Genomic DNA, 26,975 nt, shown 5'->3' with positions numbered 1-26,975 from the left:
ATTTTGAATAAAACTTATATTAAAGCAGATGAAAATTTCTAACAACTGGTTAAAAGAATTCATTAAAACCGATTTAAAAACCGAAAAAGTAGGTGAATACCTTACAGACATAGGTTTGGAAGTGGAAGGTATAGAAAAATATGAGAGTATAAGAGGAAGTCTGGAAGGGATTGTTGTAGGTAAAGTCCTTACTTGCGAGAAACACCCTAATGCTGACAAACTCAAACTAACCACCGTAGATACAGGAAATGGAAATATCCTACATATCGTCTGTGGTGCGCCTAATGTAGAGGCTGGGCAAACCGTTCCCGTAGCAGTAGTAGGCACTAAAATCTATGATAAAACGGGAAATTTCTTCGAGATAAAAGAAGCAAAACTCAGAGGAGAAGTATCTCAAGGAATGATTTGTGCCGAAGATGAGCTCGGATTAAGCGATGATCACGGAGGAATAATGGTCTTAGACCCTAAAAAATATACAGTAGGAAGTAATTTTTCCAACTATTTTGAGATAGAAAAAGATGAAATCTTTGAAATCGGGCTTACTCCTAACCGTACCGACGCAATGTCTCACTATGGGGTAGCACGAGACCTCAATGCATTCCTTACCTCAAACCAACTAAAAGCAGAGTTTGAAAAACTAAAAACCCTGCCTCTCTCTTCTGAGGGAGAGCACAGTTTCAGTATCGAGGTAGAAGATGAAGAGCTCACCCCAAGATATATTGGAGCGATAATAAAAGGTGTAAAAGTAGCAGACTCGCCAGCGTGGCTGCAAAACAGATTAAAAGCGATTGGACTTAGCCCAATCAATAATATTGTAGATATTACCAACTATATCCTCCACGGATTAGGGCAACCGCTTCATGCCTTTGATGCAGATAAAATAGCAATGCAAAAACTAAAGGTGGGGACGCTTCCGGCGGGGACTAAATTCACAACTTTGGATGGTGTAGAAAGAACCTTAAATGGCTCAGAAATCATCATTAAAGATGGAAATAACTCACCGATGTGCATTGCAGGAGTATTGGGAGGTAAAGATTCTGGCGTTTCCGAAGAAACTACGAGTATTTTCTTGGAAAGTGCGTATTTCAATCCTGTAGCAGTAAGGAAAGCTGCAAAAGCACACGGACTAAATACCGACGCTTCTTTCAGATTTGAGAGAGGGGTAGATCCCAACAATACCAAGACAGCCATTACCCACGCTATCCAACTCATTACCGAAGTGGCAGGAGGCACATTGGTAGGAGAACTTTTAGAGAATTATCCTAAGAAAATAGAAGACTTTAAAGTGATTTTAAGGTATTCTAAGATAGATGAAATACTCGGCACCAAGATACACCGAGAGAAAATCAAGGAAATTCTCCGCTCTTTGGAGATAGAAATTATCAACGAGATACAAAACGGTCTGGAAATCTCCATACCCGCATACAGAGCAGATGTAACCCGAGAGATAGATGTAATAGAAGAAATTCTCAGAATTTATGGCTACAATAAGATTGAGGCGCCATCAAAGATTTCATTTACCCCAGTAAAACTGGATAATAACGACCAGGATGCTCTTGAAAACTTTTGGGCAAGAGCATTGCAAAGTCAAGGCTTTTTTGAGGTGATGAATAACTCCCTCACTGCTGAGAAATTTGTTTCTGAAACTGCCGTGAAACTCCTTAACCCGCTGAGCTCCGACCTCGCTTATATGCGAACTTCCCTTTTAGAGGGGCTTTTGGAGAATGCCGCTTATAATATTAACAGGAAAAATCCAGATATAAAATTCTTTGAGCTCGGAAAAATCTATCATAAAACAGATAAATATAACGAGAGAAAGCAGCTTGCAATCTTGGTTTCTGGTAGAGATTTAAGAGAGAATTGGCTCCAGCCTAAATCTGAAACCAACTTCTATCACCTCAAAGGTTATGTGAGTATCTTATTGGAGAAGCTCGGCATTCAATCAACCGAAAAATCTCTTAACGATAAACGCTTTACTGATGCCATTGAGATAATGAGCTCCGATAAAACCATTGCCAGAATAGGCAAAGTATCTGCTGAGCTCTTAAAAACTTTTGATATAGAGCAGGACTGCTTCTATGCGGAGATAGAAGTAGAAATAGCCAATCAGCTTAGGCTAAAGGATAACTTCAAATTTGTAGATATTCCGAAGTTTAATATCGTGCGGAGAGACCTTGCCCTGCTTGTAGATAAGGCTGTTTCCTATGCTGAGCTCTATTCTGCAGCACAGAAAAATAAATCTCCATACCTTAGAGCCATCAATCTATTTGATGTATATGAGGGCAAGAATCTCCCAGAAGGTAAAAAATCTTATGCGATGAGCTTTGAGCTCCTCAACGAAGAAAAAACTCTGGAGGATAAAGACATTAATGAGGTAATGAACGCCCTCATAAAAACCTTTGAGAAAGACTTTGGAGCTAGTTTAAGATAACACATTTAAACCTATAAAAAGATGAAAAAGTTAATCGCACTACTCAGTATTATGCTTCTGGTAACGGCTTGTACTTCCGTGTCTCGCTCTGCCTCTAAGGTAGGCAAAGCTCAGCTATCCATCTCAGGAACCCAATGGGTTTTGGCAGATAATATAAAGGGCAAATTGCCTACGCTAAGGATAGAAAACGGGAAAATCTCAGGTAATGCAGGTTGTAATGACTATTTCGGTGAGCTGAGACTTACCCCTGATTCGGGAAGTTTCTCGGCGAGTAAGATTGGCGCTACAAAAATGTTTTGTAAGAATATGTCAGTAGAGAAAAACTTCCTCAATATGCTCTCCTCGGCTAATAAATATGTAGTCTCTGGCAACAGTCTGGAGCTCTACAAAGACGGATTGCTACTGATGAAGCTCAGCAAACAATAATGAAAAAAGGAACTCTATTGAGTTCCTTTTATTTTTGTATTCAGAAGTTTTATTCCTCCTCTTCATCGTCATACTTAGAAAGCTCCTCATCACACCATTTAAAAGCTACTTCTACTACTTTTGTAGCTTCATCGGCGATAGATTCCTCATCATCACCTTCCAAATCATCAAGCCACTCAACCTCTTCCTCTTCTACATTGAGGATAAAACGAGGATATTCCGTATGTACCACGAATAAATCCTCTGGAAACTCTGAATTGTCTGCTAATAAAAACTTAGGTAATACCATTGCACTATATTTTAAAATTCTCAGCAAATATAGGAATAATAATTTGACGCCCCACAGCTGGAAGCTGTGCTTTCTGTGCTACGGGCTAAAAACAGTTAAGGACGACCCAAAGGGTCGCCCTAAAACTAATATAGTCTATTACTTATCGCTAAAAGCCAGAAGCTAAAAGCCAACTGCCCGCTTATTGATTGAAGTCTATGTCTTGACCTGTGTTGAGGTTGTCATTGGCATTATCTTCTTTCTTTCCATTGGAGCCGTTAGAAGAGCCATTACCAGAACCGTTTTGTATTTCTTCTATGGTTCGGAGCCCCCCTACATCGCCGTAGCCTCCGCTGAGCCCTTGGAGGTCTCCACAATCGCCCGTCCAATCAGAGGGTTTTATGAATTTATCGTCGGGTGAGATACCGAGAGATTTATCTGCCCATACCTTTTTCATAAAGATAGCCCAGATTGGGAGAGCCATTTTAGCCCCTTGTCCTTCGCCAGTGCTTAGGAAGTGGGTGGCTCTGTCTTCCCAGCCTACCCAAACGCCAGTAGCGAGGTTCGGTGTGATGCCCATAAACCATCCATCGGAGTTCTTTTGGGTGGTACCTGTTTTCCCTGCTATTTCTACTGCTGCGGAGATGCCTCTTCGCCTTAATTCGCCAGATGCAGTACCAAACTGAGTAACGCCTTTCATCATATCGATCATTGTATAGGCATAGAGCTCGTTCATTACTTCTCTTTGTTCGGTTTTCACTTCTTTTACTACTCTACCGTTAGCATCTTCTATACGCCAGATCATCTCAGGTTTGGTATAGTTTCCAAAGTTGGCAAATGTAGAATACGCGCCGAGCATTTCGTAGATCGTAATATCGGAAGTACCGAGCGCCATAGGGAGGGAGGTATCGATATGCTCGGTTACGCCTAAGTCTCTTGCGAGTTGTATTACATTTTCTGTTCCTACCATTTCGGCAAGCCGTACCGCTACGGGGTTTTTAGAGTATCCTAAGCCTTGTTTTAGGGTAATCATACCGCCAGAGCCTTTCACCGCATATCTGCCTTTTACATAGGTGGCATTGGATACGGTAGAGCAAGGGGTGAGCCCTAATCTCATAATGGCAGTAGCATAGATGAAAGGCTTAAAGGTAGAGCCTACTTGCCTTTTCCCTTGCTTGATGTGGTCATACTGGAAGTGCTTCCAATCTATACCCCCTACCCAGGCACGGATTTCCCCAGAGGAAGGAACCATCGCCATAAGCCCCGCTTGAGCGATTTGCTTGTGGTAACGGATGGAATCATAAGGAGACATTTCTACTTCTTCCTCTCCTTTCCAGGTGAAGATGGAGGTTTGTACTGGCTTTTGAAACTCCATAATAATAGAATCCTCAGGAATACCCTCTCTTGCCAATTGTTTATATCTACCTGTGCGCCTCATTGCTTGTAGCATAATGTGGTCTATCTGCTTTTTACTGATATGGTAGAATGGTCGCTTAGGGTTGTGCTTTTGCTGGTTGTCAAAGTTTCTTTGCAGTGCTGTGAGGTGCTCTTTAATGGCATCTTCGGCATATTTTTGCATCTTAGAATCTAAGGTTACATAAATCTTTAAGCCGTCTTTATAGAGGTTGAGCTTCTTGCCTGTTTTCTTTTCGTACTCGTCTAAATACTGGTTGATTTCTTTTCTTAGATAATATTTATAGTAGGCAGAATAGCCTTCGTTGATGGTTTTTACAGGCTGATAATCCACTTCAACAGGTGTATCTACTGCTTTTTGATGGGTAGCAGGGTCTATATAGCCTGTTTCTAACATTTTATCGAGTACCACATCTCTACGGTGTTTTGCCCTTTCAGGATTTCTCATAGGGTTGTTCCTCACGGGGTTTTCCAGCATTGCTACGAACATTGCTGCCTCTGGAAGAGAGAGGTCTTTTGCCTTTTTATTGAAATAGACTTTTGATGCCATTTCAATTCCATTGGCATTATAGAGAAAATCAAATTTATTAAAGTAAAGAGTGATGATTTCTTCTTTGGTATATCTCTTTTCAAGGCTTACGGCAACTACCCATTCTTTGAGTTTCTGCAAAGCTCTTTCCCTTTTGTTTTTAGAGGGTTCTTTGGTGAAGAGTAGTTTTGCTAGCTGTTGAGAAATGGTAGAGCCACCCCCGCGGTTACCTGTGTAGCGTATCGCTCGGATTACGGATTTCAGGTCTATACCCGAATGCTCCTTGAAGCGCTCATCTTCCTTTGCTTGCAGGGCATATACCAAGTGAGGAGGCAAGTCTTTATAGGTAACAGGTTGGGTTTTTTCCTTCTCGAAACGCCCAAGCAGTACTCCGTCTGATGAATAGATATCAGAGGCGATATAAATATCCGGATTTTCCAGCTCTGTAGTATCTGGCATATATCCAAAAAAGCCTTCGGATATGGCAAAGAAAAGCCCTGCAATACTGAAAACTACTGCAAGGAAACAGAACCAGATAAAGGCGATCCACCCGCGAATTCCTTTTCTCTTTTTCTTCTTAGGAGGTAGAGGGAATGTGGATTTCTTATTCTTATTACTTTCCATTATTTTATTTTTCTATGTTAGGTGCAAACTACTCAGCAGAAGATATTTCTATTCCAAAGTCTTCTATACCTGGCAGATTATCATTTCTCATCGCTTGCTTTATACTAATGATATATTTCCCATTTTTAGGAAATTTATACTGGCTTTTGTAGAGAAACTTGATTTCCTTAGTATCTCCAAAGCCAGCACCGAGCCATTCTCCATTGGGCTTTGCCATTATATAGTTCAGTGTATCCACCGCTACATTTTTAGCCCCTTCTTCACTCACCGAGCTAAATACTCTGATATTGGAGTAAGGATAATCATTATTATTCCTCACGACAAATATAATATTTTTGGGTACTTCGGCATCCTTTACTTCAAAGCTGAAAGAAAGGGGAGTGTCCTTTGCCCACTTGCCATCTACGGATTGCATATATAACCCGTCATTTGAGCAACTGAGCATTGGGAAAAGCAGACCGAGTATGAGTCCGCTACTCAGCATCCGAAGAAGGTTTTTGTCTGTCATTATTTCTCGGCTTTTTCTTATTAGGGTTTGGCTTTTGGTTCTTATTTTCAGCTTTTGGGCTATTGGCTTTTTTCTCATTTAGCTTTTGAGGTCTGGCTTCTGAGGTTTTTGCTTCGCCCTGCTTTTTACTTCTGTTTTCCCGTTTAGGGAAGTCATTTCCTTGCTTTCGCCCTTTTCTGTTTTTCTTTTCAAACCTGTCCACTCTGTTTTCTTGGATAAGGTCAGCACTTGGTTTAAAGCCAGCAGTAGCAATTTCTGCACCTGTAAGCTCTTCCAATGGGGGAGACTGTATTCCTTTTCGGTTGTTGGATAGCTCTTTTGATACTTTGGAGATGTCTATATCATACCAAGTCATTGAGTTTTCCATATAGGCAAACCACATTTTCTTTTTGAAAACATCGATTTTAATACAGAAAGCCTTGCCTTTCTCGGTATCTAATACAGAGTTGGTAGGAGGGAATACGGAGAGGGCATCGAGGTAGCTGTCGAGCTCAAAGTTGAGGCAGCATTTTAATTTACCGCATTGTCCCGCAAGTTTCTGAGGATTAATGCTCAGCTGCTGGTAGCGGGCTGCATTGGTATTCACAGAGCGGAAATCCGTAAGCCAAGTGGAGCAGCAGAGCTCCCTTCCGCAGGAGCCGAGGCCACCAACTTTTGCAGCTTCCTGTCGGAAACCAATTTGCTTCATATCAATCTTCGTCTTAAAACTCACAGCATAGTCCTTAATCAATTGTCGGAAATCCACACGCCCATCGGCAATGTAGTAGAAAGTAATCTTACCGCCATCGCCCTGATATTCCACATCTGTAATTTTCATATTCAGACGGTGGAAAGATGCTAGCTTCCTTGCCTCTCTCTTTACGGCTTCTTCTTTATTGCGAAGTTCTGACCAGGTGTCTACATCTTTTTGGTTGGCTATTCTATAAATCTTAGGTGCCTGCCCAAGTGATGCACCTTTCTTTTTCATTTGGATTTTTACCAATTCACCAGTGAGGCTTACAACGCCTACATCGTGCCCAGGGGAAGACTCTACAATAACAATACTCCCGATATGAAGCGGAAGATTATTGGGGTTTTTATAAAAAGATTTTCTATCGTTTTTAAATCTTACTTCTACTACATCGTTCATTCTGTTTCTTGATGGCTGCTCAATGGTAGAAAGCCAATCGAAGACACTTAATTTATAACTATTTGAGCAGGTATCCACGCTTGGGCACCCATTAGCAGATTTAGAACCACAACTATGATTGGAGTTTCCGGACGATTTACATCCACAGCTCATATAATGTTCTTTTTTGTTTTAAAATAATTCGTGCAAATTTAATATAAAATTTAAACTTGTGTAAGGTTCTTTTAGTGAGAAACTAAAAGTGGAGTTAATAGTTTCCTGTTTCCAAGATATTCTCAAAGTAGCTGATAAGCTCATCTATTTCCTGTTTGCTGAGGTTGGCTTCAGGGTGATACACAGTATATCCACGGATGGGCATTCTATTTTCCTTTAAATCTCCTATCGTATTTTTTAGCATACTTTCTTTAAGGTCCTTATTGAAGGTTGCCCATATAGAAAAGTTGAGGCTGCCTCTACCTGCATTTATGTGTTCTTGAATAGACCAGGAGATCGGTGCTATATAGGCATAATCTGGATATACGGTCTCGTTGGAGTGGCAGTCATAGCAGGCTTTTCTAAGGTTGTTTTCTATATTTTTAGGAGTTTTATAAATATCGGTAAAGTTCTCAGATTTGTTTATCGGCTTTTTAGTTCTGTCTATCGGGATAAGCTGTATGAGACCGAAGATAAGCACAGCTAGTCCGACGATTTTAAAAAGTTTTTTCATTAGTTATCGTTATTTAATGCTCCATTGGTCTTCTATATTTTCCCAGAGAGGGCGTATTTCTATCATTTTGTCGTAGATAAATACTTCTTCGGCAGGGGTTTGGTTTTTAAAATCTGCCTCGTCCCAGATACCATTACGGTTGTTATCCACCAGAATACGAACATAGTATTTCCCAGGCTTCAGGACATTAAATTTAATGGTACCAGCTTCTGTAAACTGGGTATATTTCACTTCGTCCTGCTCATTGAGAAGCTGCATCCAAAAAGGAGCATCGGGTTTGGTTTTCAGCCTCATCTCTAATGAGCCGTAGTTCTCGGGTTTATCTATTTCAAAGTTGAACTGATAGGTCTTAGGCAGTTTTAAATAATAGGTAGAAACGCTTTCCTTAGGAATGTTCAGCTCATACTTTTTCCCAGAAATAAAGTTGCTGGATATTTCAATCTTATGAGGATGGTTCTCTACAATTTTAGCAGTAAAAGGCTGAGTATTGATGCTGTCCTGCTTTAGAATCCACTTTTCTGTATTGAGCTCTGTAATGGGTCTATTCGCATCGATATAAAACTTCCCTGTGGGCGGTAGGCTCGCACCAGTATTATTGCTAAGTCCGAATTCTGTCTTTACGCTCGCCTTATAGTATGGGGAAGCACTGCCTTTAAGTGTATCGGCTTGATACTTTATTTTAAGACCTATATTGATATTGGTTTCTGGGAGGTTGAGTTGTTTGTCATCAAACCAGAGCATTGCAGAGTCTGAAAACTTCTTGTGTACAGATTTATATTCTTTCAGGAGTTCGGTCTCGGAGGTTAGGCTGATGCTTTCGGGCTGTCCTTCAAACTTAAAGAGGAAACCACCCGCTACTTCTTTATACTCTGAGAATTTCAAAGGTTTTTTGGAAGGCAGAGTTCTGATTTGCATATTAGAAATATTCTCCCTCAGGTCAAGGTCTTCAGTTTTGAAAAAGACTTCATCTTTCCCAGCGGTGAAGATGGAGTTCTGATCGGTATCATCAAATGCAATGATTCTGTACTTGCCTTTTGCAAGGTGGCTGAGCTCAAAGTATCCGTCCTCATCGGCTTTGGTAATATAGTAGGGCTTTTTCGTATAGTCTACCGAATCAGAAGCCTTGTACAGCCCTATGATGAAGTTCTTTTTAGCATCGTTTTTTTCTTTCGGGAAAGTATATCCGCTCTTTACCGTACCGCTGATATAAGTATCATCGAGCTCCGACCCTGTGGAGAAGACAAAGTTGAAGTAAGGCAGTACATTGCCTTCATTTAAATCTGCAATAGAATTTCCAAAGTTGAAATTATAAGTGGTGTTGGGTTGCAGTGTTTCATCCCATTCTATAAGTATAAATTTATTTCCCAAAGAGGCGGGGATAATCTTCTTATACTTGATAGGTGGGGAGATGATCAGGTTTTTATGAACCTCTTTCAGGGTGATATACTCATCAAAGTAGAGTCTCAGCTGTTTAAGGTCAGTAGGCACATTTATTCGGGTAGTATCTATATTGGATTTTACCAGTTTAGGGGCAAGGCTGTCCTTCGCGCCGCCTACGGGCGAGCCTACTCGGGCACAAGAAACTAAGGCAAAGCCCAGCATCAGTAGAGAAATGGCATTCTTCATCGGTTTAAGGGATATCATCTGTGTTTAAGGCTAATCTTCTGCTCTATTACCATTGATAACGGCTTCGTAGCTTATTTTAATATCGGGATTAAGGCTTTTAGATACGGAGCAATACTTTTCAAACGAAAGTTCTGCTGCTTTTAATGCTTTTCTGGGCTCTACCTCTCCATCGATGATAAATTTCAAGTGGATAGATTTAAAGGGTTTAGCTTCATCTACCTGCATTCTCTCTCCCTCCACCTCTATACTGAAGTTGGTGATCTGCTGTCTTTGCTTTTTGAGAATAGCGATTATATCTATACCGCTACACCCTGCTACTGCCATTAGTACTGCTTCCATCGGAGACGCCCCCTCTGCTTGTGGCAGGGTAGTATTGTCGAGCTTTATTTTATTTCCCTGCTCATTATAGCCTTCAAACAGGAAATTATCATTGAGCCTACTGAGTTTTATTTTCATTTTAATAGAATTTTAGTTGCAAATATAGGGCTTATGGCAATTAGCAATTAGCTAATAGCTAGCCGCTAAAAGCTAAAAGAGAGTCTTTAAGACTCTCTTTTTGTGGTTAATTTCTCTGCTAGGAGTTTTGATATTTTTTGTTTTAGAGGCTCTATGTCTATATTTTCCATTACATTGCTTGCAAAGGCAAAGAGGAGAAGTGCCTGTGCCTCTTTTTTAGAGATACCCCTTGCGCGGAGGTAGAACATCGCGTCTTCATCGAGCTGACCTACCGTACAGCCGTGTGAGCACTTCACATCATCGGCGAAGATTTCCAGCTGAGGTTTGGAGTCTATGGTTGCTCCTTCGCTTAGGAGGATGTTATTGTTCTGCTGATAGGCATTGGTCTTCTGTGCGATTTTATTCACGAAAACTTTGCCATTGAACACCCCGTGAGCGTGGTCTTTATAAATCCCTTTATAGTTTTGGTAAGATTCACAATTCGGCTGATTGTGATGAACCGCCGTGTGGTGGTCTACCAACTGCTCACCTCCGATGATGGTAATCCCATTCATAAAGGAATTAATATTCTCCCCCTTGTGGATGAAATCAAGGTTGTTCCTCACGAGCTTACCTCCGAAAGAGAAAGTATTTACGGTCGCCATACTGTCTCTCTCCTGCTGAGCAAAGGTGTGATCTATCAGGTAAGAGGTCTCGCTATCATTTTGGAGTTTATGCCAGTCGGCACGCGCATTTTTATCAACAAAAATCTCTGTGAGGGAGTTGGTAAAGGTAAAATGCTCATCAAAATTATGATGGCTTTCTATGACTTCTACTTTTGCTCCTTCTTCTACGATGAGGAGGTTTCTTACATTATAGAAAGTATCGCTTTCTTGATTGTCAGAAAGGTAAAAAATGTGTATTGGTTTTTCTATAACGGTGTTTTTAGGCACTCGGAGGAAGAAACCGTGGGTGTATAATGCCCTGTTGAGGTTCGTAAGAGCCAGTTCTTTGGAGGCAATCGTATCGAAATAATCGGTAATGATGTCTTGGTGTGCCTCATCTTCCAGAATGTGGGAGAGGGAGAGAAGCTCGATGTTTTCTATGGTGATTTTTGAGAGTTCTTTGTGGATTTTCCCGTTGATGAATACAATCCAGTCAAAGTTTTCTTCACCGAGGTGGAGGTTGTTCAGCTGCTCTCTTCCGATGTTGTGGGATTCTTTCGGCAGGAAGTTGTATTCTCTCTCGGTAATCTCTTTCAGGTTGGTATATTTATACTCCTCATCTTTTTTGGTAGGGAAGCCTGTTTGCAGGAACTTGTCCAGCGCAGAGGCTCTCTCGGCAGAGAGGGAGTTTTTCTGCTGTTGTATCTGTTCAAATAGCATAATTCTGTATTTGGGTTATTTTAAAAGCCAGTCGTAGCCTTTTTCTTCAAGTTCAAGGGCGAGGGATTTATCTCCCGTTTTAATGATTTTACCATCTGCCAATACATGGACGAAATCAGGCTGAATATAGTTGAGAAGCCTTTGATAGTGGGTGATGAGGAGCACTGCATTGCCTTGGTTTTTGAAATGATTCACCCCTTCGGAGACGATTCTCAGGGCATCAATGTCGAGTCCAGAATCGGTTTCATCTAAGATTGCCAATTTAGGATTGAGCATTAGCATTTGGAAGATTTCGTTTCTCTTTTTCTCACCGCCAGAGAAACCTTCGTTTAGCGAGCGAGCGAGGAAGTCTTTTTTAATACCGAGCAGCTCTGATTTCTCACGGATAAGGGCGAGCATTTCCTTTGCAGGCATATCTTCGAGTCCGTTTGCTTTTCTGGTTTCATTGATCGCTGCTTTGATGAAGTTGGTAACCGATACCCCAGGAATCTCCACAGGATACTGGAAAGACATAAAAATTCCTTTGTGTGCTCTCTCTTCTGGAGCATCTTCTATAATATTTTCCCCATCAAAGAGGATTTCTCCATCCGTAACTTCATAGTCTTCTCTACCTGCAATCACTGATGAAAGGGTAGATTTACCCGCTCCATTAGGACCCATAATGGCGTGCACCTCTCCTGGTTTAATCTCTAAATTAATTCCTTTTAATATCTCTGCTCCGTCTTCTATACGAGCGTGTAAGTTATTTATTTTTAACATTGTTTTGATTGTTATCAGTTAATATTATTATTTGATTTTATTGCAATAGGCTTACTCAATATTTTTTTCCTTAAAAATTTTAATTTCCTCTATAAGTAGAGTATCCAAAAGGCGAAAGCGTAATCGGTACATGGTAATGCTCATCATTTTTAATCTGAAAAACCACCTCGATATAAGGATAAAAACTTTCTGTTTTTTGGTTTGTGAAATAATTTTCCGTTAAGAATCTCAGCCTGTATTTCCCGTGATTTTCATTTTTACCTTTGATGAGAGGAAGGAAATCAGTAATTCTTCCATTATTATCGGTCATCTTTTTAGTAATGAAAACCCATTGTTTGGAAATATCATTGTACTTTTCTAATTCAACTTCAACCTGAGGGGCTGGTCTTCCTGTAGAAATATCCAAGATATGGCTTGAAAGCTGAAAATTTTTATTTTTCTGAGCATATACTCCCAGATACACTATAGAAAATAATACTAATAATAGCTTTTTCATTTGTTTAGATGTATTAATTATTAGCCTACACTGCCTTCTAAAGAAATTTCTAATAGCTTCTGTGCTTCAATCGCAAACTCCATTGGAAGTTTGTTGAGCACCTCTTTACTGAAACCATTTACGATAAGTGCAATGGCTTTCTCGGTATCCAGACCTCTTTGATTACAGTAGAAGATTTGGTCTTCACCGATTTTGGAGGTTGTAGCCTCGTGTTCCAGTCTGCCTGTAGGGTCTTTTATCTCTATATAAGGGAAGGTGTGTGCACCACATTCGTTACCCATAAGCAGAGAGTCGCACTGAGAGAAGTTGCGAGCACCTTTTGCAGAAGGGAGTACCTTTACCAGACCACGGTAGGAGTTGTTAGACTTACCTGCGGAAATCCCTTTGGAGATAATCGTAGATCTGGTTTTCTTACCTATGTGAATCATTTTGGTACCTGTATCTGCGTACTGGAAGTTGTTGGTAACCGCTATGGAATAGAACTCACCTATAGATTCATCACCTTTTAGGATAACGCTTGGGTACTTCCAAGTAACGGCAGAGCCTGTCTCTACCTGAGTCCAAGAGATTTTAGCTTTTCTCTCTGCCAGTCCTCTTTTGGTTACGAAGTTATAAACCCCACCTCTGCCTTCCTCATCACCAGGATACCAGTTTTGTACAGTGGAATATTTGATTTCCCCACCTTCCATAGCGATAAGCTCTACAACAGCGGCGTGGAGCTGATTTTCATCCCTCTGAGGAGCGGTACAGCCTTCCAAGTAGGAAACATAAGCCCCCTCATCTACTATAAGGAGTGTTCTCTCGAACTGCCCGGTACCTGCTTGGTTAATACGGAAGTAAGTAGAAAGCTCCATAGGGCATCTTACCCCTTTGGGAACATAGCAGAAAGAGCCATCGGAAAATACAGCGGAATTAAGCGCTGCGTAGAAATTATCTCCTCTTGGAACTACTTTGCCAATGTATTTCTTTACTAAATCTGGATATTCTCTTATGGCTTCAGACATAGAGCAGAAGATAATACCTTTTTCTTTTAATGTATCTTGGAAGGTGGTCTTTACGGATACGGAGTCCATAACCACATCTACTGCAACGCCTGCGAGCCTCTTTTGTTCTTCTAATGAAATCCCGAGTTTTTCAAAGGTTTTTAAAAGCTCTGGATCTACTTCATCAAGGCTTGCCAATTCTGGTTTTTTTTTCGGTGCAGAATAATATTTTATAGCTTGGAAATCGGGTTTGTCATATTTAATATTTGCCCAGTCGGGTTCTTCCATTTTCTGCCAGATACGAAATGATTCGAGGCGCCATTCGGTCATCCATTCTGGTTCTTCCTTTTTAGCAGAAATCATTCGTATAATATCCTCATTCAATCTTGTGGGGAAGTCTTCGTATTCTATATCTGTATAGAAGCCTGCCTCATATTCTTTGTTTTTGAGGTCTTCCCTTAGGTCATCTTCTGTATATTTTGACATCTTTTTTATTATGTGTTATATTGAAATTACTTTTTTAACTTTTTATCTATACTTTAAAGTGAGAAGCTCTCGCCGCAGCCACAGGTTCTGGTAGCATTTGGATTATTAAAGAAGAAGCCTTTGCCGTTTAGTCCTCCTGAGAACTCCAAAGTAGTACCTGCCAAGTAGAGTATGGATTTTTTATCAACTACTATTTTTACTCCATTGTCCTCAAAGATTTGGTCGGTAGCGCTTTGTTCTCTGTCAAATTTCAGTACATACTCCAGTCCACTGCATCCTCCGCTTTTTACACCTACACGGATAAAATCATCCTTTGGATTAAACCCATCTTCGGTCATTAGCTGTATGGCTTTTTCTTTTGCTTTTTCACTTACCTTAATCACTGTAATCTATTTAGACTGATTTTAAGTCCGCAAATGTACAAACTAATGTACGGATTTTCAAATCTGGTATTTTATTTTAGCTATACTTATAATGGGTTTTATCTAAAAGTCTTTGAGTCTTTATTAGTGAAATAAAAAATCCCACTTAATAGCAGGATTTTACAGTTTAAAATTTGTTGTGTTGATTATTCTTCATCATCGTCATCGGATGCTGCAGTTGCATTTTTCATTGCATTTCTAGACATCTTCACAGCAGCTACTACTGCATTGTCTGGGTGCATAAATGTGTATGCTTCGCTTTTGATATCTCCGATGTATAGCTTGTTACCAATTTTAAGAGGGGTAACATCTACAATGATTTCATCTGGAAGGTTTGCTGGGATAGCTTTTACTCTTAGCTTTCTGAAAGACTGTCTAAGAACACCACCTGCTACTACACCTTTTGCACGACCTGTAATTTTTACAGGAACTTCCATAATTACTGGCTTATCAGCAGAAAGTTGGTAGAAGTCTGCGTGTAAAATCCTGTCTGTAATTGGGTGGAACTGGATGTCCTGAAGAACAGCATTGATTTTCTCTCCATTGATTACAAGCTCCACAGTGTGTGCGTCAGGAGTATAAACTAAGTTCTTAAAAGATTTCTCCTCAGTAGAGAAATTTAAAGGCTCAGCACCTCCATAAACAACACAAGGAACTAGCTCAGCATCGCGTAGAGCTTTTGTAGATTTCTTGCCCACGCTTTCTCTTTTTGTACCTTGAATTGTAATAGATTTCATTTCTAAAATATTGTTTTAATTGTGGCTGCAAATATAATACTTTATTTTAAATACAAAAGCCCACACTATACTCAAACTACAAAAGAGAGTTGCATATCTAAATAAAATTGTAGATTTGCACAAATTTTTTTGATATGAACAGTTTAATAGTATTAGCCCTTTCTTGGCAGCATATAATCATCGTTTTGCTCATCGTTCTTTTACTTTTTGGAGGTAAAAAAATCCCTGAACTAATGAGAGGTATGGGCTCTGGAATAAAGGAGTTTAAAGATGCTATGAAGGAAGAAGATAAAAAGGAAAGTACGGGAAATCATCAAGAGTCTAATTCTTCAAACGAGACTAAGTAATGACTTTTACCGAACAGGCTTGGCAAATCTTTAATAAATCTATTGAAGATTATCATTTTTTTGACAGTGTAGATCAGCCAGAGAGTAATCCTTATCCTCAAAATACTTTGGAACATCTTTTGTATTCCAAAAATTGGATTGATACCGTTCAATGGCATTTGGAAGATATCATCCGAGATGAGAATATCTCTCCCGAAGAAGCACTCAAAATTAAAAGAAGAATAGATTCTTCAAACCAAAAGAGGACGGATTTAGTAGAGTATATAGACCAATGGTTCTATAATGAGTATAAGGATATAACGCCTGAAGCCAATGCTAAAATCAATACCGAAACACCCGCTTGGGCAGTAGATAGATTATCAATCCTCGCACTTAAAATTTACCATATGGCTTTAGAAGCAGGTAGAGAAACAGCAAGTGAGGAGCATAGAATCAAATGCCAAAACAAATTAGAGATCCTTTTGGAGCAGAGAGCAGACTTGAGTTCATCGATAGACTGCTTATTAAATGACATAGAAAGCGGTAGAGTGAAGATGAAGCTCTATAAGCAAATGAAGATGTACAATGATGAGAGCCTCAACCCAGTTTTGTATAAAAACAAAAAATGATAAAATATTTTACATATTTATTAATTCCCATTCTTTTGGTCTCTTGCACTTTGGAGAAGGCGAGTATTTCGCCTATGGGGGCGTCTCTTAATTCTTTCCCTTCCGAGACTAAAGTAGCATCAACCAATAAGAAGTCCAAAGACAAATCAGAGATTATTTACTACTCATCAGAGCTTACAAACCAAGTTTCAAGGTTTCCTAAATTTAAAAGTAATGCCGTAAATAAAGAAGTTCTTAACCTTAAAAAAAGCGTTAAGAACTATGTTTATGCCTTGCAGGAATATAATATAGAAGCAAGAAAACAGGCATTATTTGAAATTGAACGCTCTTATAAGAAAATCCAAAGGTTGAGAAAGTATCTCAGCAAAGATGATAACAATCTTATCAACCGCTACTTGGTAAGGGTAAAGAGTAATATCACCAAGCTCGAAACACTTACAAAACCTAAATCCGTTTCAATAAAACAATAACTACAAATATGATTACAAAACAAGCAGAATCTAATGTCCCAACAGATTATGGGATATTTAAAATTATTGCCTTTTCCGAAAAATCTGATGACTGGATGCCCCAGATGGCGCTCATTGCAGAAGGTACAGATTTATCAAAACCCGTGAATGTTCGTTTCCATTCCGAGTGTATTACGGGCGAAGTTTTTCACTCCAAAAAATGCGAATGCGGTCAGCAGCTCGCTGCAGCAATGAAGTATATGCAGCAGCACGGCGGTATTATCGTCTATCTAAGGCAGGAAGGGCGAAACATCGGTATTATCAATAAGCTGAAAGCCTACTCCTTACAAGAGCAGGGCTTGGATACCGTGCAAGCAAATTTAGAGCTCGGATTACCGGCGGATGACAGAAATTTCTCCTCAGCAATAGAAATCCTCCACCAGCTTGGAGTAAAGCAAATTAACCTTCTGACCAACAATCCTGATAAGCTCAAATTTGTGGAGGATAGCGATATCCAGCTCTTAGAGAGGATTCCGCTACAGATAGAAGCCAATGAAAATAGTAAGGACTACCTCCAAACCAAGAAAGATTATTTCGGGCATTTGCTCTAAAATACTAAAGCACTGATTTTTCAGTGTTTTTTTTTCTTCAAAATGATTTTGATTTTCATTAGATACAATAGTTGAAATCAATGGAAGTTCTTACTAATTGTACGAATTACTATGCTTTTAAATAGATGAAACTTTAAGTTTTAAGCGAGGATAGCTTTTCGCTCCCTTCAAGTTCCTTATTTTTGCATCGGAATTTTGGAAATTTACCTTATTAATTCAGATTTTATGTTTATTAATCTTAATCAGAATAAAAACCTTAAACTCTTTAAAATCATCTCTTCTGTTGCAAACGAAAATGGGCAAACCGTCTATGCCGTAGGGGGTTATGTGAGAGATTTGCTTATGGGCAGAGCGACACCTACCGATATAGATTTCGTAACCGAGCAGAGCGGTATAGCACTGGCAAAAAGCATCGCCGAGCAGGTCGCTCCAGAGCAGAAAGTTTCGGTCTTTAAGACCTATGGCACAGCGATGTTTAGGTACGAAGATTTGGAGCTGGAATTTGTGGGAGCAAGGAAGGAAAGCTATTCTGAGGACTCGCGAAACCCCGCCGTAGAGCAAGGCTCGCTGGAAGATGACCAAAAGCGGAGAGATTTTACGATTAATGCAATGGCAATCTCCCTAAACCAAGAGAATTTCGGCGAGCTGATAGACCCCTTTAATGGTAGGCAAGACCTCGCGGATAAAATCCTGAGAACGCCGCTGGAGCCCCGACAAACCTATTCTGACGACCCACTGCGGATGATGCGCGCCATTAGATTTGCCTGTGTGCTCGATTTCCAAATAGAGGCACACTCGCTCCAAGCCATAAAAGAGGAAGCGGAGCGGATTAGAATCGTCTCAATGGAGCGAATTATGAACGAGTTTAATAAAATAATGCTCTCCGCAAAGCCATCCAAAGGGCTTAAAATCTTGGAAGAAACAGGTCTGCTCGACCATATCCTCCCTGAGCTCACCGCCCTGAAAGGCATAGATGAGGTAGATGGGCATACGCATAAAGATAACTTTTTCCACACTTTGGAAGTAGTGGATAATATCGCCCAAAATACCGATAAACTCTGGCTCCGCTGGGCAGCACTCCTCCACGATATAGGCAAAGCACCCACCAAAAAATTTGAAAAAGGAACGGGCTGGACATTCCACGGGCACGAATACCTCGGCTCAAAAATGCTGAAACCCCTCTTCAAGAGGCTGAAACTCCCGCTGGGCAATGACCTGAAATATGTGCAAAAACTGGTGAAGATGCACGCCAGACCGATCGCCCTCGTTACCGATAACGCTTCGGACTCCGCACTTCGCCGCCTTGTTTTTGACTCTGGCGAAGACCTCGAGGACTTATTCACCCTCTGCAAGGCAGATATCACCACGAAAAACCACGCGAAACAAACGAAATTTAAGAAAAATTACGAGTATGTAGCCCAGAAAATAAAAGAAGTAGAGGAGAGAGACCGCGTGCGAAACTTCCAGCCCCCGATTTCAGGCGAGGAAATTATGCAGCTCTTTGGCATTAAACCAGGGAAAGAAATCGGTATTCTCAAAGAAAAAGTAAAAGAAGCCATATTAGAAGGCGAGATAGAAAACAACCCCGAGCAAGCAAAAAATTTCGTACTGAGAGAAGGCTCAAAGATGGGGCTTATCGCCGTATAAGGGGCTTTATTCGCCTTAATATTCATCCATTTTATTGTAATTTTGCCGAATGAAAATAGTAGTTGGTCTCTCAGGAGGGGTAGATAGCAGCGTGGCCGCTTACCTCCTGAAACAGCAGGGGCACGAGGTCATAGGTCTCTTTATGAGAAACTGGAATGATGCCTCTGTAACCTTAGAAGACGAGTGCCCTTGGATAGAGGACAGTAACGATGCCCTTATGGTAGCGAAGAAGCTCGGAATCCCGTTCCAAGTGATCGATATGAGTGCGCTGTATAAGGAGAGAATCGTAGATTATATGTTTGCCGAATACGAAAAGGGCAGAACGCCCAACCCAGATGTGCTCTGCAACCGAGAAGTAAAGTTTGATGTGTTTATGAAAACTGCACTCTCTCTCGGCGCCGATAAAGTAGCTACGGGGCACTATGCACGAATAGAAACCAGCACGAATGAAGCGGGAGAAACGATCTATCACCTGCTTTCGGGTAAGGATAAAAATAAAGACCAGTCGTATTTCCTCTGCCAGCTGAGTCAGGAGCAGCTGTCTAAGGCGCTCTTCCCGATCGGGGAGCTGGAAAAACCCAAAGTGCGAGAGATTGCCAAGGCGGCAGGATTAGTTACCGCCGAGAAAAAAGATTCTCAGGGGCTCTGCTTTATAGGAAAGGTAAGCCTGCCAGATTTCTTGAAACAGCAGCTGAAGCCCAAAGAAGGTGAGATTGTAGAAATCTTTAGAGATTCACCGCTCTTCCACCAAGAGGAGGTCTCCTTCTCAGCTGATGAAAAGCTCCGCGAGCTGGAATATCTCTCACAGAAAATCGATTATAAAAAATCCGATGGTAAGGTTATCGGGAAGCATCAGGGAGCGCAGTATTATACGATTGGGCAGGGCAAGGGCTTAGGTATTGGTGGGCATAAGGAGTCTTGCTTCGTTATCCACCGAGATATGGAGAATAATATCCTCTTTGTGGGGGAGGGGCATTCTTTCCCAGGTCTTTACCGAAAGGCGTTGAGGATTGATAATAGCGAGGTGCATTGGGTACGCCCAGATTTGAGGCTGAAAACGGGAGCGTCTATGCCTGCCAAGGTTCGCATTAGGTACAGGCAACCCTTAGAAAATGCAACGCTCTATCAGTTTGATGAGGGGCTGTTTATCGCATTTGAAAATCCACAATCGGCAATTGCAGAAGGGCAATTCGCTGCTTGGTATTTAGATGATGAGCTTATCGGCAGTGGAGTGATTTCTTAGGTTAAGCTTAGAGGGAGAGCTGCAAACCCGCCTTGATTCCGAATTTTGAGATGCCGGGTCTATCGAGATAGTTGCCCCTCCAGTTAAAATCTATACGGAAGAATCTAAAATTCCCCAGACCGATATTCTCAATTCCAAAACCATATTCATAATAGATATGTTCAGTAGGAGCGGAGTATTTCTTCGCTCCTATATTGATGTTTTTTGATGCCTCGCTGAGACTGCCCGTTGCAGCACGGAAAAACCCTACCTCACGAAGTTTTAGTTTTTTTATGAGAGGGATGTAGGAGAGGAATTTCCCATTAAAATGATGCTCATAGTGCAGGGTAGCATAGGAATCCGCCACAAATTCATAATAATTGAGCTGAGAGAAAGTATTTCTTGAAATAACATAACTCTCGTTTGCAGGGATGATGTTTTGCAATGCAAGAGGTACGGCATTGAAGTTTGTACCCGCCTCTACGGTGAGGTAAGATTTTCCCCAAGTGCTGATAATCATCGGCTGATAATACATAAACTGCAATTTGTCGTAATTGAAATCTGCATTAAAAAGCCCTTCTATCCCCCTTGTGTATTTGAGCATAAAGGTAGGCGAGAGGGTAGAATGCTCCTTTCGGTCAAGTCCTATTTTGGAATATTTAGCTCCAGGTTTTGCGATGATGCTCAGCGTAAGTTTAGCATCATTAACCGTCTTTCGGAGCTGCCCGTCTTTCAGGTACATCATACTGAACTGCTCAGGGTTTGCAGAAGTAATGCTCTGCAAAGTGCCATCTAACCTGAATTGGAGGTTTTTCACAGGTTCTATGGAGGTAAAGACATTGGTTTGTGTTACATTGCTCAGCAATCCGTTTCCAGAGCGGGATACGAGAGAGGAGGCGAAGGAAGAACTCATAATCCCCTCACCTGTGGTAAGCCTGCTCCCGAGCTGTAAGATATCTCGCTTTGTGCCTATACCTATGGTGAGCCGGTTCTGTTTATTGAGCATTGCGCGGGCTTCTGCGCTGTATTTGAATTTTCTGTCTTTAAAGCCGTAGGCACCGTATCCTTCTACTCGCCAGGTGTCATTTTGAGAGAAGAAAGTCCTCGCCCCGAGCCTTAGCCTCAGTCCTTCTATATTGTTTTGTCCGAAGATGGAATAAATACTCCCTACATCTATCTTTTCATTGATGTTGTAGTACCCTGTTCCGAGGGTTCTGTACGCTTTTAGGATGGCTTTAAACTTAGGGACTTCGTTGAGCCTGTCGAGCATTGTGTATATCCCTGCTTCGGATTTGCTGAGGGAATCTGTACGGGCGGTTTTCCAGTATTCATCATCTCTTGCTAAATCTTTGGTAGCAGTAGGCTCGTCTTTTTCTGTGAAGATTTTTGGGTCAAAATCTTTATTAAACTGATAGTCGGTATAGCGAATGCTCCTCTTGGTGATGAGCCCCTTTGCTTCTTTATTTGTCTTTGAGAATGAAAATTCAAACTCTGAATATATGCGATAGGGGAGGTAGGAGTCTGCATCTGGCGATGAAAATTCAAACTCTGCATACAGGTTTTTTACGAAGTTCATCGTAAGAGATTTTGGCGAGCGCAGGGTAACTTTTGCCAGATTATACCCATCTTTCACGATATAGATATATCCACGAAAGGCGAGCACATCTTTTCTTTTAGGTTCGTAGAGTATTCGGTAGCATTCGTTGCCGTCTATGGTAACATCTTCCAGAAGGTTGTAGTCATAGACCGAGAAACCTGTGGAGGAGATGGGGCTTTCAAAACCTATATTGAAGAAATTAATCGTATTGCTGAAAATATTGGTATCTTTAAAGAGGTTTTTTGCCATCAGTGCTACGACTTCGTTATCCTGAAACCCTGCTGTTTTCTGTGCGGTGAGTTTTCTTTTGGTTCGCTTTTGTGGCTGGTTTTCTCCGTAGATTTTATAGACGGCTTCGTTTAGGAAGAAAGGGAGCTTGAGCTTTCCGTTAGAGGTAGAGTCGGCATAATCAAAGATGAAATCCATCTTATTAAAGATTTTTTTCTTTACTAATGAGCTGTCTATATTATTGATATCAAACTCTATTTTCTCGTATTCGTCGTAGCTATAAGTTTTGTATTTCTCCAGAGCGTTTTCTCTTTTTCTCTTCCAAACTTCCTGTAATATGGAGTAGGCAGGGTTGTCTTTTTTCTTTTTGTAGCGTTTTACTTTTGCTTTTATCACCACTTCGCCTATATCTTTTACCTTTTCATCATTTCCTTGCGAAAAGGCGAGGGTATAGATTAATGAAAAAACAAATAATAAAATACTTTTCACGCTCATTTTCTTTTTGAATGTTTGATAGTCCTCTTTAATGACAACTCAACCCAGTATTAAACATTTAAAACTGTTATTTATTGCACAAATATAGGATATATGTAGAATAAGCCAGTTGTCAGTTGCTAAAAGCTATTAGCTAGAAGCTAATTGCCTCCTGCTCTTGGAAAATCTGGTCGGGACATTTTGTAGTGGGTATTGGTTAGGGATTTTATAAAGGCTTGTAGAGCGAGGGATTCCTCTTTTGTCAGTCCGAGGGGTTTCATTAGCGGGTCGGTTACGGGGTAGAGTGGGTCTGCGGCTTTTTGTTCTTTTGTAGGGTTGGTGGGGAGCATACCGCTGTTATACATATTGATTACGCCTTGTAGGTCTTCCACGAGGCCGTTGTGCATCCAGGGTTTTGTAATCATCAGGTCGCGGAGGGTAGGTGTGCGGAAGCGCCCGATATCATCGGGGTTTTGGGTAATGTCATACCTACCGAGGTCTTGAAGCTCCCGTTTGTAGAAACTAAGCCCAATATTGTGAAATTTCTCATCGGTGAAGTGTTTTCCGTAGTGGCAGTTCATACATCGGGCTTTGGTTCGGAAGAGGTGTAGCCCATAGATTTCCTCATCGGTTAGTGCTTTGTAGTTTCCGTTTAGGAATTTATCAAATCGGGAGGGCGTACTTCTAATGGTCTTTTGAAATTCTGCAAGGGCAGTTCGTATTTTATCGTAGGTGATTTCCTCTGTGCCAAAAGCATTTTTAAAAAGCGGTTTATAGCCTTGGATAAGGCTTAGTTTTTTCACGATTTCGCTGGGGATGGCATTCATCTCGTGTAGGGTAGTGATGGGGCCGTCGGCTTGTTCTTCAAGGGTAGCTGCACGCCCGTCCCAGAAGTAGGATTTCCTATCGGCGGTGTTAAAGAGGGAGGGGGTGTTTCGCTTTCCGAGGAGGTGGTCGTGTCCCAAGGAGCGTTCGCGCCCGTCTGACCAGCCGAGCTCGGGGTCGTGGCAGCTGCTACAAGAGATTTGGTTAGAGCCCGAGAGTTTAGGGTCAAAGAAAAGCATTTTTCCAAGCAGGATTAGGGGCTGCTCCATCGTTTGCTCATAGTTTTCATCAAAGCTGATGGGCGAGAATTCTTCCCATTCCACGCCTTTATCTATCTGTGGTTTTTCCCATTGGCTTATCGGCTTGCTATACATTTGTCTGTACTTTGAGAGGTCTTGTATCGGGGTGCCTGTATGGGTTTTGGGTATTATGCCATCGGTGAAAGCATAGAAAATGGAGAGGATGAATACGGTGAATAATAACTTTTTCATTGTTTTGATTTAAAATTCTATTCCCAAGCCGAGCAGATAGCCTGTATTGGTCGCTTTTGGGAAGTATTGCTGCCAGAAATTGATTTGGGCAAAGATATGCTGTTTCTTGATAGGTTTCAGATGGTACTTTATTGAGGTTTCGGTTTCCCAATAGTTTTGGGAGCGGAGGTTGAACTTATGTTTCACTGCATTTTCAAGTGCTTGCACAGGATATTGATAACCGAAATGAGACCGAGCATCCAAACCATAGCGGTTGTTTAGGTTGTAGCTTATGCTGAGCAGTCCGCCATTGAGCATTGTGGTGTAGCGGGAGCGTAGCCCGAAGTATAAGCTCTCAAAATCTTGGTATATCATCGGTTTTTTATAGCTTTCTTTTGAAAAATGGAGGGCTACGAAAGGCATAAAATACCAAGCGGATGACGGTGTGCGGTATTCTATATCGGTAGAGAGGCTAAATTTCTGCTGCTGGTGGAGGTAGCTTTTGAGCCTTCCTATCGTGATGTAGTTATTCGTAGAGCGGTTATCAAAAATACCTTCGGTGCCGGCTCTATCGATAATGCTCGCCTCGAGGTTGAGCTTAAAATTAGAGTTTTTTCTTTCCCAGAGCCAAGAGGCTTCGCCGTGCAGATGGTTTTCGTTAATAGACAAAGCGGTGAGGTCTGCAAAAGACGGCATCACTTTATCAAAACTAAAATTTTTATAGCCGAGATGGAGCATTAGCCCTTGTCGGTTTTTTGGGAGGAGGCTTAGGCTGGCTCCATAGCCTTGTCCGTCATAATAGCTTTCTAATTTATTACCTACAAGGAGGTTGTTAAATGTCCCCAAGCCTGTGAGGTGATAGATGGCGGTATTCCCTATTTTGTTATAGAATTTGATTTCGTTGTTTTGGGTATATCGTCTGTAAAAGGCATCTGCACCGATGCTGTAGCGCGCAATATCCCTTGCTAATCCTCCCTTAATACTGAAATCAGAGGTAATGTTATTCGGTCTGGGGTCTATTTTTCTGTATTGATTGGAGGCTCGGTAGGAGGTTTCTAAGCCGAATTGAGTTTTTCCTTTAGCCCTATTAAACCCGCCAGAGATGGAATAGGCTTCGTTTTGCAGGCTACCTCCTACGGCATCTGCGGAGAGGTAAGGGTAGAGGAGGTGGGCATCTGCGGTCTCATTCCAGATGATGGCTTTTTGCTCGCCGTTCTGGTAGTGCGCCTCTCCCCAGACGGTATTTGCACTGCTGAGCTTGAGGTAGGACTGGGTTTCTACCGAGAACAGGCTACCGCCACTTCCGCTCTGGGCTTCGTACCTCTCTTTCTCGGTCTTTTGGAGGGAGGTGGAGAGCGAGGAGAGGGAGATCTCCTTCCTCAGAAACTGCTGAGCGGGGTTTTTGTAGGCGGCACCGAGCCAGTTATTCCTGAGGAGGTAGTTTTCGTAGATTTTTGTTTGGATGCTATCCGTTTGTTGCTGTGCGCGGCAGAAGATGGCAGCAAACAGCATTAGGGCAAGGTTGTGTTTCATATTTATTCTAATAATGAGGGCTTAGACAGCGGCATGAAGTCTGCCGACGAGTTATTGGTATCTCTCAGCTTTGCTTTGCCTGTGCTATCGGTGTGGAGGGTTTTTCTTTTCACGCTTTTTCCGTAGCGGTTGTCATCGTGGTAGGTTTTTGCGGTGTAGGTGTAGCCGATGTCTAATGACGGCGCCGTTACCAACCACTGAAATTCGGTAGGGATGCTGAGGTTTACGGCATCTACTATCCACTCATTGGGGATGTAGTAGGACTTCTCGCTCAGGTTGAAGACATAGCCGTTATAGGTATAGGTCCATTTGTATTTATAGGTATAATTTTTCAGATAATCTTCTTTGGAGACTCCTTTCGGCAGTCTGGAAAGGCTATATGCGGTATTCCCTTGGTTCTTCATCACCATTTCGGAGACGAGGGATAGGGTGTTCGGCACATTAGGGGCGTCTATATCGTCCATTCCTTCTTTGTAGAATTCAAAATCGGCTTTGCTGAGGTCGGGCGAGTTCTCATTATACTCCTTATGATTAATCCCTGTATCGGCGATGAGGAAGTATTCGCCAGGTTTTACGGGGTGGTCCGTCCCCGAGCCGGGTATCATTATAATAGCGGTTACGGTAAATGCCTCGTTCATCTTGTTGGGCTCGTAGTTTTGCTTATCATCGGTGGTAAATTCGGACTGGCTTATCATCAGCCCATCGGCGTAGAGGGTTTTGTCGGTATTGTTATAGAGGCGGATGTACTTATCATCGTCATACTGCTTGCCCTCGTTCGTAAGGCTTCCTGCGAAGAAGATTTCGGAGATGATGAAGTCCTCCTGCCCAGAGGAGCGTAGGAGCTCGATGCGGATTTGGGTGTTTTCATTTGTAATGGCGCAGCTCGGTAGGTAGCCTTTCAGATGGGTAGTGTGGGTTTCGCCTGCGATTTCTATCTCTGCCGAGCCTTCTACTGCGATTTCATAGGTGCCTATTTCTAGTTTTAGGTTCAGCTGGTTTTCGTTAGTTTCTTGGCTAAAGCTATGCCCTGTATTGAGCTCTCTAAACGAGAATTTAAGGTTATTATACTTCAAGACTTGGGCATCTTTCCCCATTTCGGCGATAATGGAGGTTTCGTAGAGGGGCGTGTAGAAGTCGCCCTCTTGTCGTGAGCAGCTTACAATAGCGAGGAGGATTGCAAGAGCGGTATATATTCTATTTTTTTTCATTTGATAAAAGATTATGGTGTTATTAATTTCTATTTAATGCAAGAATTGCTGCATTCTAGCGTCATCCAGTCTTCATTGAAGGAAGAATGCTACATTCTAGCTCCACTTAAGCCCACTGCGTGGGGAGCACTTAAAATAATTGCCTCACCGGCTACGGTGCGTGGGGCGTTCTTAAAAATAATTGCCTCACCGGCTACGGTGCGGAGGAAGAAACGCGTGAATCTTGCCAATATTTTTTTCATTGGAGGAAGAAACGCGTGAATCTTGCCAATATTTTTTTCATTGGAGGAAGAAACGCGTGAATCTTGCCAATATTTTTTTCATTGGAGGAAGAAACGCGTGAATCTTGCCAATATTTTTTTCATTGGAGGAAGAAACGCGTGAATCTTGCCA

The 26,975-nt window shown here is 41.5% G+C and carries 25 protein-coding genes; 8 read left to right on the top strand and 17 right to left on the bottom strand.

What is annotated here, in order from left to right:
• Positions 1 to 28 precede the first annotated feature (28 nt).
• Together pheT and DBX24_RS02300 are read left to right on the top strand one after the other, a co-directional pair.
• Positions 29 to 2,431 (top strand): phenylalanine--tRNA ligase subunit beta, encoded by a 2,403-nt coding sequence (gene pheT / locus DBX24_RS02305; RefSeq protein WP_160223850.1) that lies wholly within the window; start codon positions 29 to 31, stop codon positions 2,429 to 2,431.
• 21 nt (positions 2,432 to 2,452) lie between these two features.
• Positions 2,453 to 2,857: an META domain-containing protein gene (locus DBX24_RS02300; RefSeq protein WP_160223849.1), complete on the top strand. Its 405-nt coding sequence runs from the start codon at positions 2,453 to 2,455 to the stop codon at positions 2,855 to 2,857.
• Between the two features lie 49 nt (positions 2,858 to 2,906).
• On the opposite strand, the gene DBX24_RS02295 is transcribed toward DBX24_RS02300, so the two are convergent.
• The 13 genes from DBX24_RS02295 to DBX24_RS02235 all read right to left on the bottom strand — a co-directional run bounded on the left by DBX24_RS02295 (position 2,907) and on the right by DBX24_RS02235 (position 15,363).
• On the bottom strand, positions 2,907 to 3,146 hold the full coding sequence (locus DBX24_RS02295; protein WP_160223848.1) for a DUF8828 family protein: 240 nt from the start codon (positions 3,144 to 3,146) through the stop codon (positions 2,907 to 2,909).
• Between the two features lie 181 nt (positions 3,147 to 3,327).
• Positions 3,328 to 5,691: a transglycosylase domain-containing protein gene (locus DBX24_RS02290; RefSeq protein WP_160223847.1), complete on the bottom strand. Its 2,364-nt coding sequence runs from the start codon at positions 5,689 to 5,691 to the stop codon at positions 3,328 to 3,330.
• A gap of 28 nt (positions 5,692 to 5,719) precedes the next feature.
• Complete coding sequence (locus DBX24_RS02285; protein WP_260392828.1) at positions 5,720 to 6,199, bottom strand: gliding motility lipoprotein GldH; 480 nt, start codon at positions 6,197 to 6,199, stop codon at positions 5,720 to 5,722.
• The gene (gene ricT, locus DBX24_RS02280; protein ID WP_160223846.1) at positions 6,165 to 7,481 is read right to left on the bottom strand and encodes a regulatory iron-sulfur-containing complex subunit RicT; all 1,317 of its coding nucleotides are present in this window, start codon (positions 7,479 to 7,481) and stop codon (positions 6,165 to 6,167) included. Before ricT ends, DBX24_RS02285 begins: the two co-directional genes overlap by 35 nt.
• Positions 7,482 to 7,575: 94 nt before the next feature.
• On the bottom strand, positions 7,576 to 8,034 hold the full coding sequence (locus tag DBX24_RS02275) for a heme-binding domain-containing protein (protein WP_160223845.1): 459 nt from the start codon (positions 8,032 to 8,034) through the stop codon (positions 7,576 to 7,578).
• A gap of 9 nt (positions 8,035 to 8,043) precedes the next feature.
• Positions 8,044 to 9,678: an Ig-like domain-containing domain gene (locus DBX24_RS02270; RefSeq protein WP_245957163.1), complete on the bottom strand. Its 1,635-nt coding sequence runs from the start codon at positions 9,676 to 9,678 to the stop codon at positions 8,044 to 8,046.
• Positions 9,679 to 9,690: 12 nt separating this feature from the next.
• Positions 9,691 to 10,116, bottom strand: coding sequence for an OsmC family protein (locus DBX24_RS02265; protein WP_160223844.1), 426 nt, complete (start codon positions 10,114 to 10,116; stop codon positions 9,691 to 9,693).
• An 86-nt stretch (positions 10,117 to 10,202) separates the two neighbouring features.
• The gene (gene sufD, locus DBX24_RS02260; protein ID WP_160224679.1) at positions 10,203 to 11,483 is read right to left on the bottom strand and encodes a Fe-S cluster assembly protein SufD; all 1,281 of its coding nucleotides are present in this window, start codon (positions 11,481 to 11,483) and stop codon (positions 10,203 to 10,205) included.
• 12 nt (positions 11,484 to 11,495) lie between these two features.
• On the bottom strand, positions 11,496 to 12,239 hold the full coding sequence (gene sufC / locus DBX24_RS02255; RefSeq protein WP_120488542.1) for a Fe-S cluster assembly ATPase SufC: 744 nt from the start codon (positions 12,237 to 12,239) through the stop codon (positions 11,496 to 11,498).
• Positions 12,240 to 12,318: 79 nt separating this feature from the next.
• Positions 12,319 to 12,735: a hydroxyisourate hydrolase gene (uraH, locus tag DBX24_RS02250; RefSeq protein WP_160223843.1), complete on the bottom strand. Its 417-nt coding sequence runs from the start codon at positions 12,733 to 12,735 to the stop codon at positions 12,319 to 12,321.
• Positions 12,736 to 12,755: 20 nt separating this feature from the next.
• Positions 12,756 to 14,204 carry a Fe-S cluster assembly protein SufB gene (gene sufB, locus DBX24_RS02245; RefSeq protein ID WP_160223842.1) on the bottom strand — a complete coding sequence of 483 codons (1,449 nt, stop codon included), beginning with the start codon at positions 14,202 to 14,204 and terminating at the stop codon, positions 12,756 to 12,758.
• 53 nt (positions 14,205 to 14,257) lie between these two features.
• Entirely contained in the window at positions 14,258 to 14,587 is a 330-nt protein-coding gene (locus tag DBX24_RS02240) for a HesB/IscA family protein (protein WP_120488545.1), read from the bottom strand.
• A 185-nt stretch (positions 14,588 to 14,772) separates the two neighbouring features.
• A complete protein-coding gene (locus DBX24_RS02235; protein WP_160223841.1) occupies positions 14,773 to 15,363 on the bottom strand; it encodes a 50S ribosomal protein L25/general stress protein Ctc in 591 nt (196 codons plus the stop codon).
• 134 nt (positions 15,364 to 15,497) lie between these two features.
• On the opposite strand from DBX24_RS02235, the gene tatA reads away from it, so the two are divergent.
• From tatA to mnmA, 6 genes are all read left to right on the top strand, one after another.
• Positions 15,498 to 15,710, top strand: coding sequence for a Sec-independent protein translocase subunit TatA (gene tatA / locus DBX24_RS02230; RefSeq protein ID WP_120488547.1), 213 nt, complete (start codon positions 15,498 to 15,500; stop codon positions 15,708 to 15,710).
• On the top strand, positions 15,710 to 16,318 hold the full coding sequence (locus tag DBX24_RS02225; RefSeq protein WP_120488548.1) for a DUF4254 domain-containing protein: 609 nt from the start codon (positions 15,710 to 15,712) through the stop codon (positions 16,316 to 16,318). Before tatA ends, DBX24_RS02225 begins: the two co-directional genes overlap by 1 nt.
• Positions 16,315 to 16,788 (top strand): hypothetical protein, encoded by a 474-nt coding sequence (locus DBX24_RS02220; RefSeq protein WP_160223840.1) that lies wholly within the window; start codon positions 16,315 to 16,317, stop codon positions 16,786 to 16,788. Before DBX24_RS02225 ends, DBX24_RS02220 begins: the two co-directional genes overlap by 4 nt.
• Positions 16,789 to 16,796: 8 nt before the next feature.
• The gene (gene ribA, locus DBX24_RS02215) at positions 16,797 to 17,378 is read left to right on the top strand and encodes a GTP cyclohydrolase II (protein WP_120488550.1); all 582 of its coding nucleotides are present in this window, start codon (positions 16,797 to 16,799) and stop codon (positions 17,376 to 17,378) included.
• Positions 17,379 to 17,603: 225 nt separating this feature from the next.
• Positions 17,604 to 19,025 carry a CCA tRNA nucleotidyltransferase gene (locus tag DBX24_RS02210; protein WP_160223839.1) on the top strand — a complete coding sequence of 474 codons (1,422 nt, stop codon included), beginning with the start codon at positions 17,604 to 17,606 and terminating at the stop codon, positions 19,023 to 19,025.
• A gap of 49 nt (positions 19,026 to 19,074) precedes the next feature.
• Complete coding sequence (gene mnmA / locus DBX24_RS02205; protein WP_160223838.1) at positions 19,075 to 20,268, top strand: tRNA 2-thiouridine(34) synthase MnmA; 1,194 nt, start codon at positions 19,075 to 19,077, stop codon at positions 20,266 to 20,268.
• 7 nt (positions 20,269 to 20,275) lie between these two features.
• Here the strand turns inward: mnmA and DBX24_RS02200 are convergent, their stop codons facing one another.
• The 4 genes from DBX24_RS02200 to DBX24_RS02185 all read right to left on the bottom strand — a co-directional run bounded on the left by DBX24_RS02200 (position 20,276) and on the right by DBX24_RS02185 (position 26,582).
• The gene (locus DBX24_RS02200) at positions 20,276 to 22,567 is read right to left on the bottom strand and encodes a DUF5686 family protein (RefSeq protein ID WP_160223837.1); all 2,292 of its coding nucleotides are present in this window, start codon (positions 22,565 to 22,567) and stop codon (positions 20,276 to 20,278) included.
• A gap of 140 nt (positions 22,568 to 22,707) precedes the next feature.
• Positions 22,708 to 23,862: a cytochrome-c peroxidase gene (locus tag DBX24_RS02195; protein ID WP_120488553.1), complete on the bottom strand. Its 1,155-nt coding sequence runs from the start codon at positions 23,860 to 23,862 to the stop codon at positions 22,708 to 22,710.
• 9 nt (positions 23,863 to 23,871) lie between these two features.
• On the bottom strand, positions 23,872 to 25,374 hold the full coding sequence (locus tag DBX24_RS02190) for a DUF6850 family outer membrane beta-barrel protein (RefSeq protein ID WP_160223836.1): 1,503 nt from the start codon (positions 25,372 to 25,374) through the stop codon (positions 23,872 to 23,874).
• A gap of 2 nt (positions 25,375 to 25,376) precedes the next feature.
• The gene (locus DBX24_RS02185; RefSeq protein WP_160223835.1) at positions 25,377 to 26,582 is read right to left on the bottom strand and encodes a DUF4876 domain-containing protein; all 1,206 of its coding nucleotides are present in this window, start codon (positions 26,580 to 26,582) and stop codon (positions 25,377 to 25,379) included.
• Between the last annotated feature and the right edge of the window lie 393 nt (positions 26,583 to 26,975).

Source organism: Bergeyella cardium (genome assembly GCF_009914665.1).
In the GTDB taxonomy this organism is placed as follows: domain Bacteria; phylum Bacteroidota; class Bacteroidia; order Flavobacteriales; family Weeksellaceae; genus Bergeyella_A; species Bergeyella_A cardium.
The sequence above is the reverse complement of the archived record's forward strand: the minus strand, read 5'-3'. Positions and strand labels throughout refer to the sequence as shown.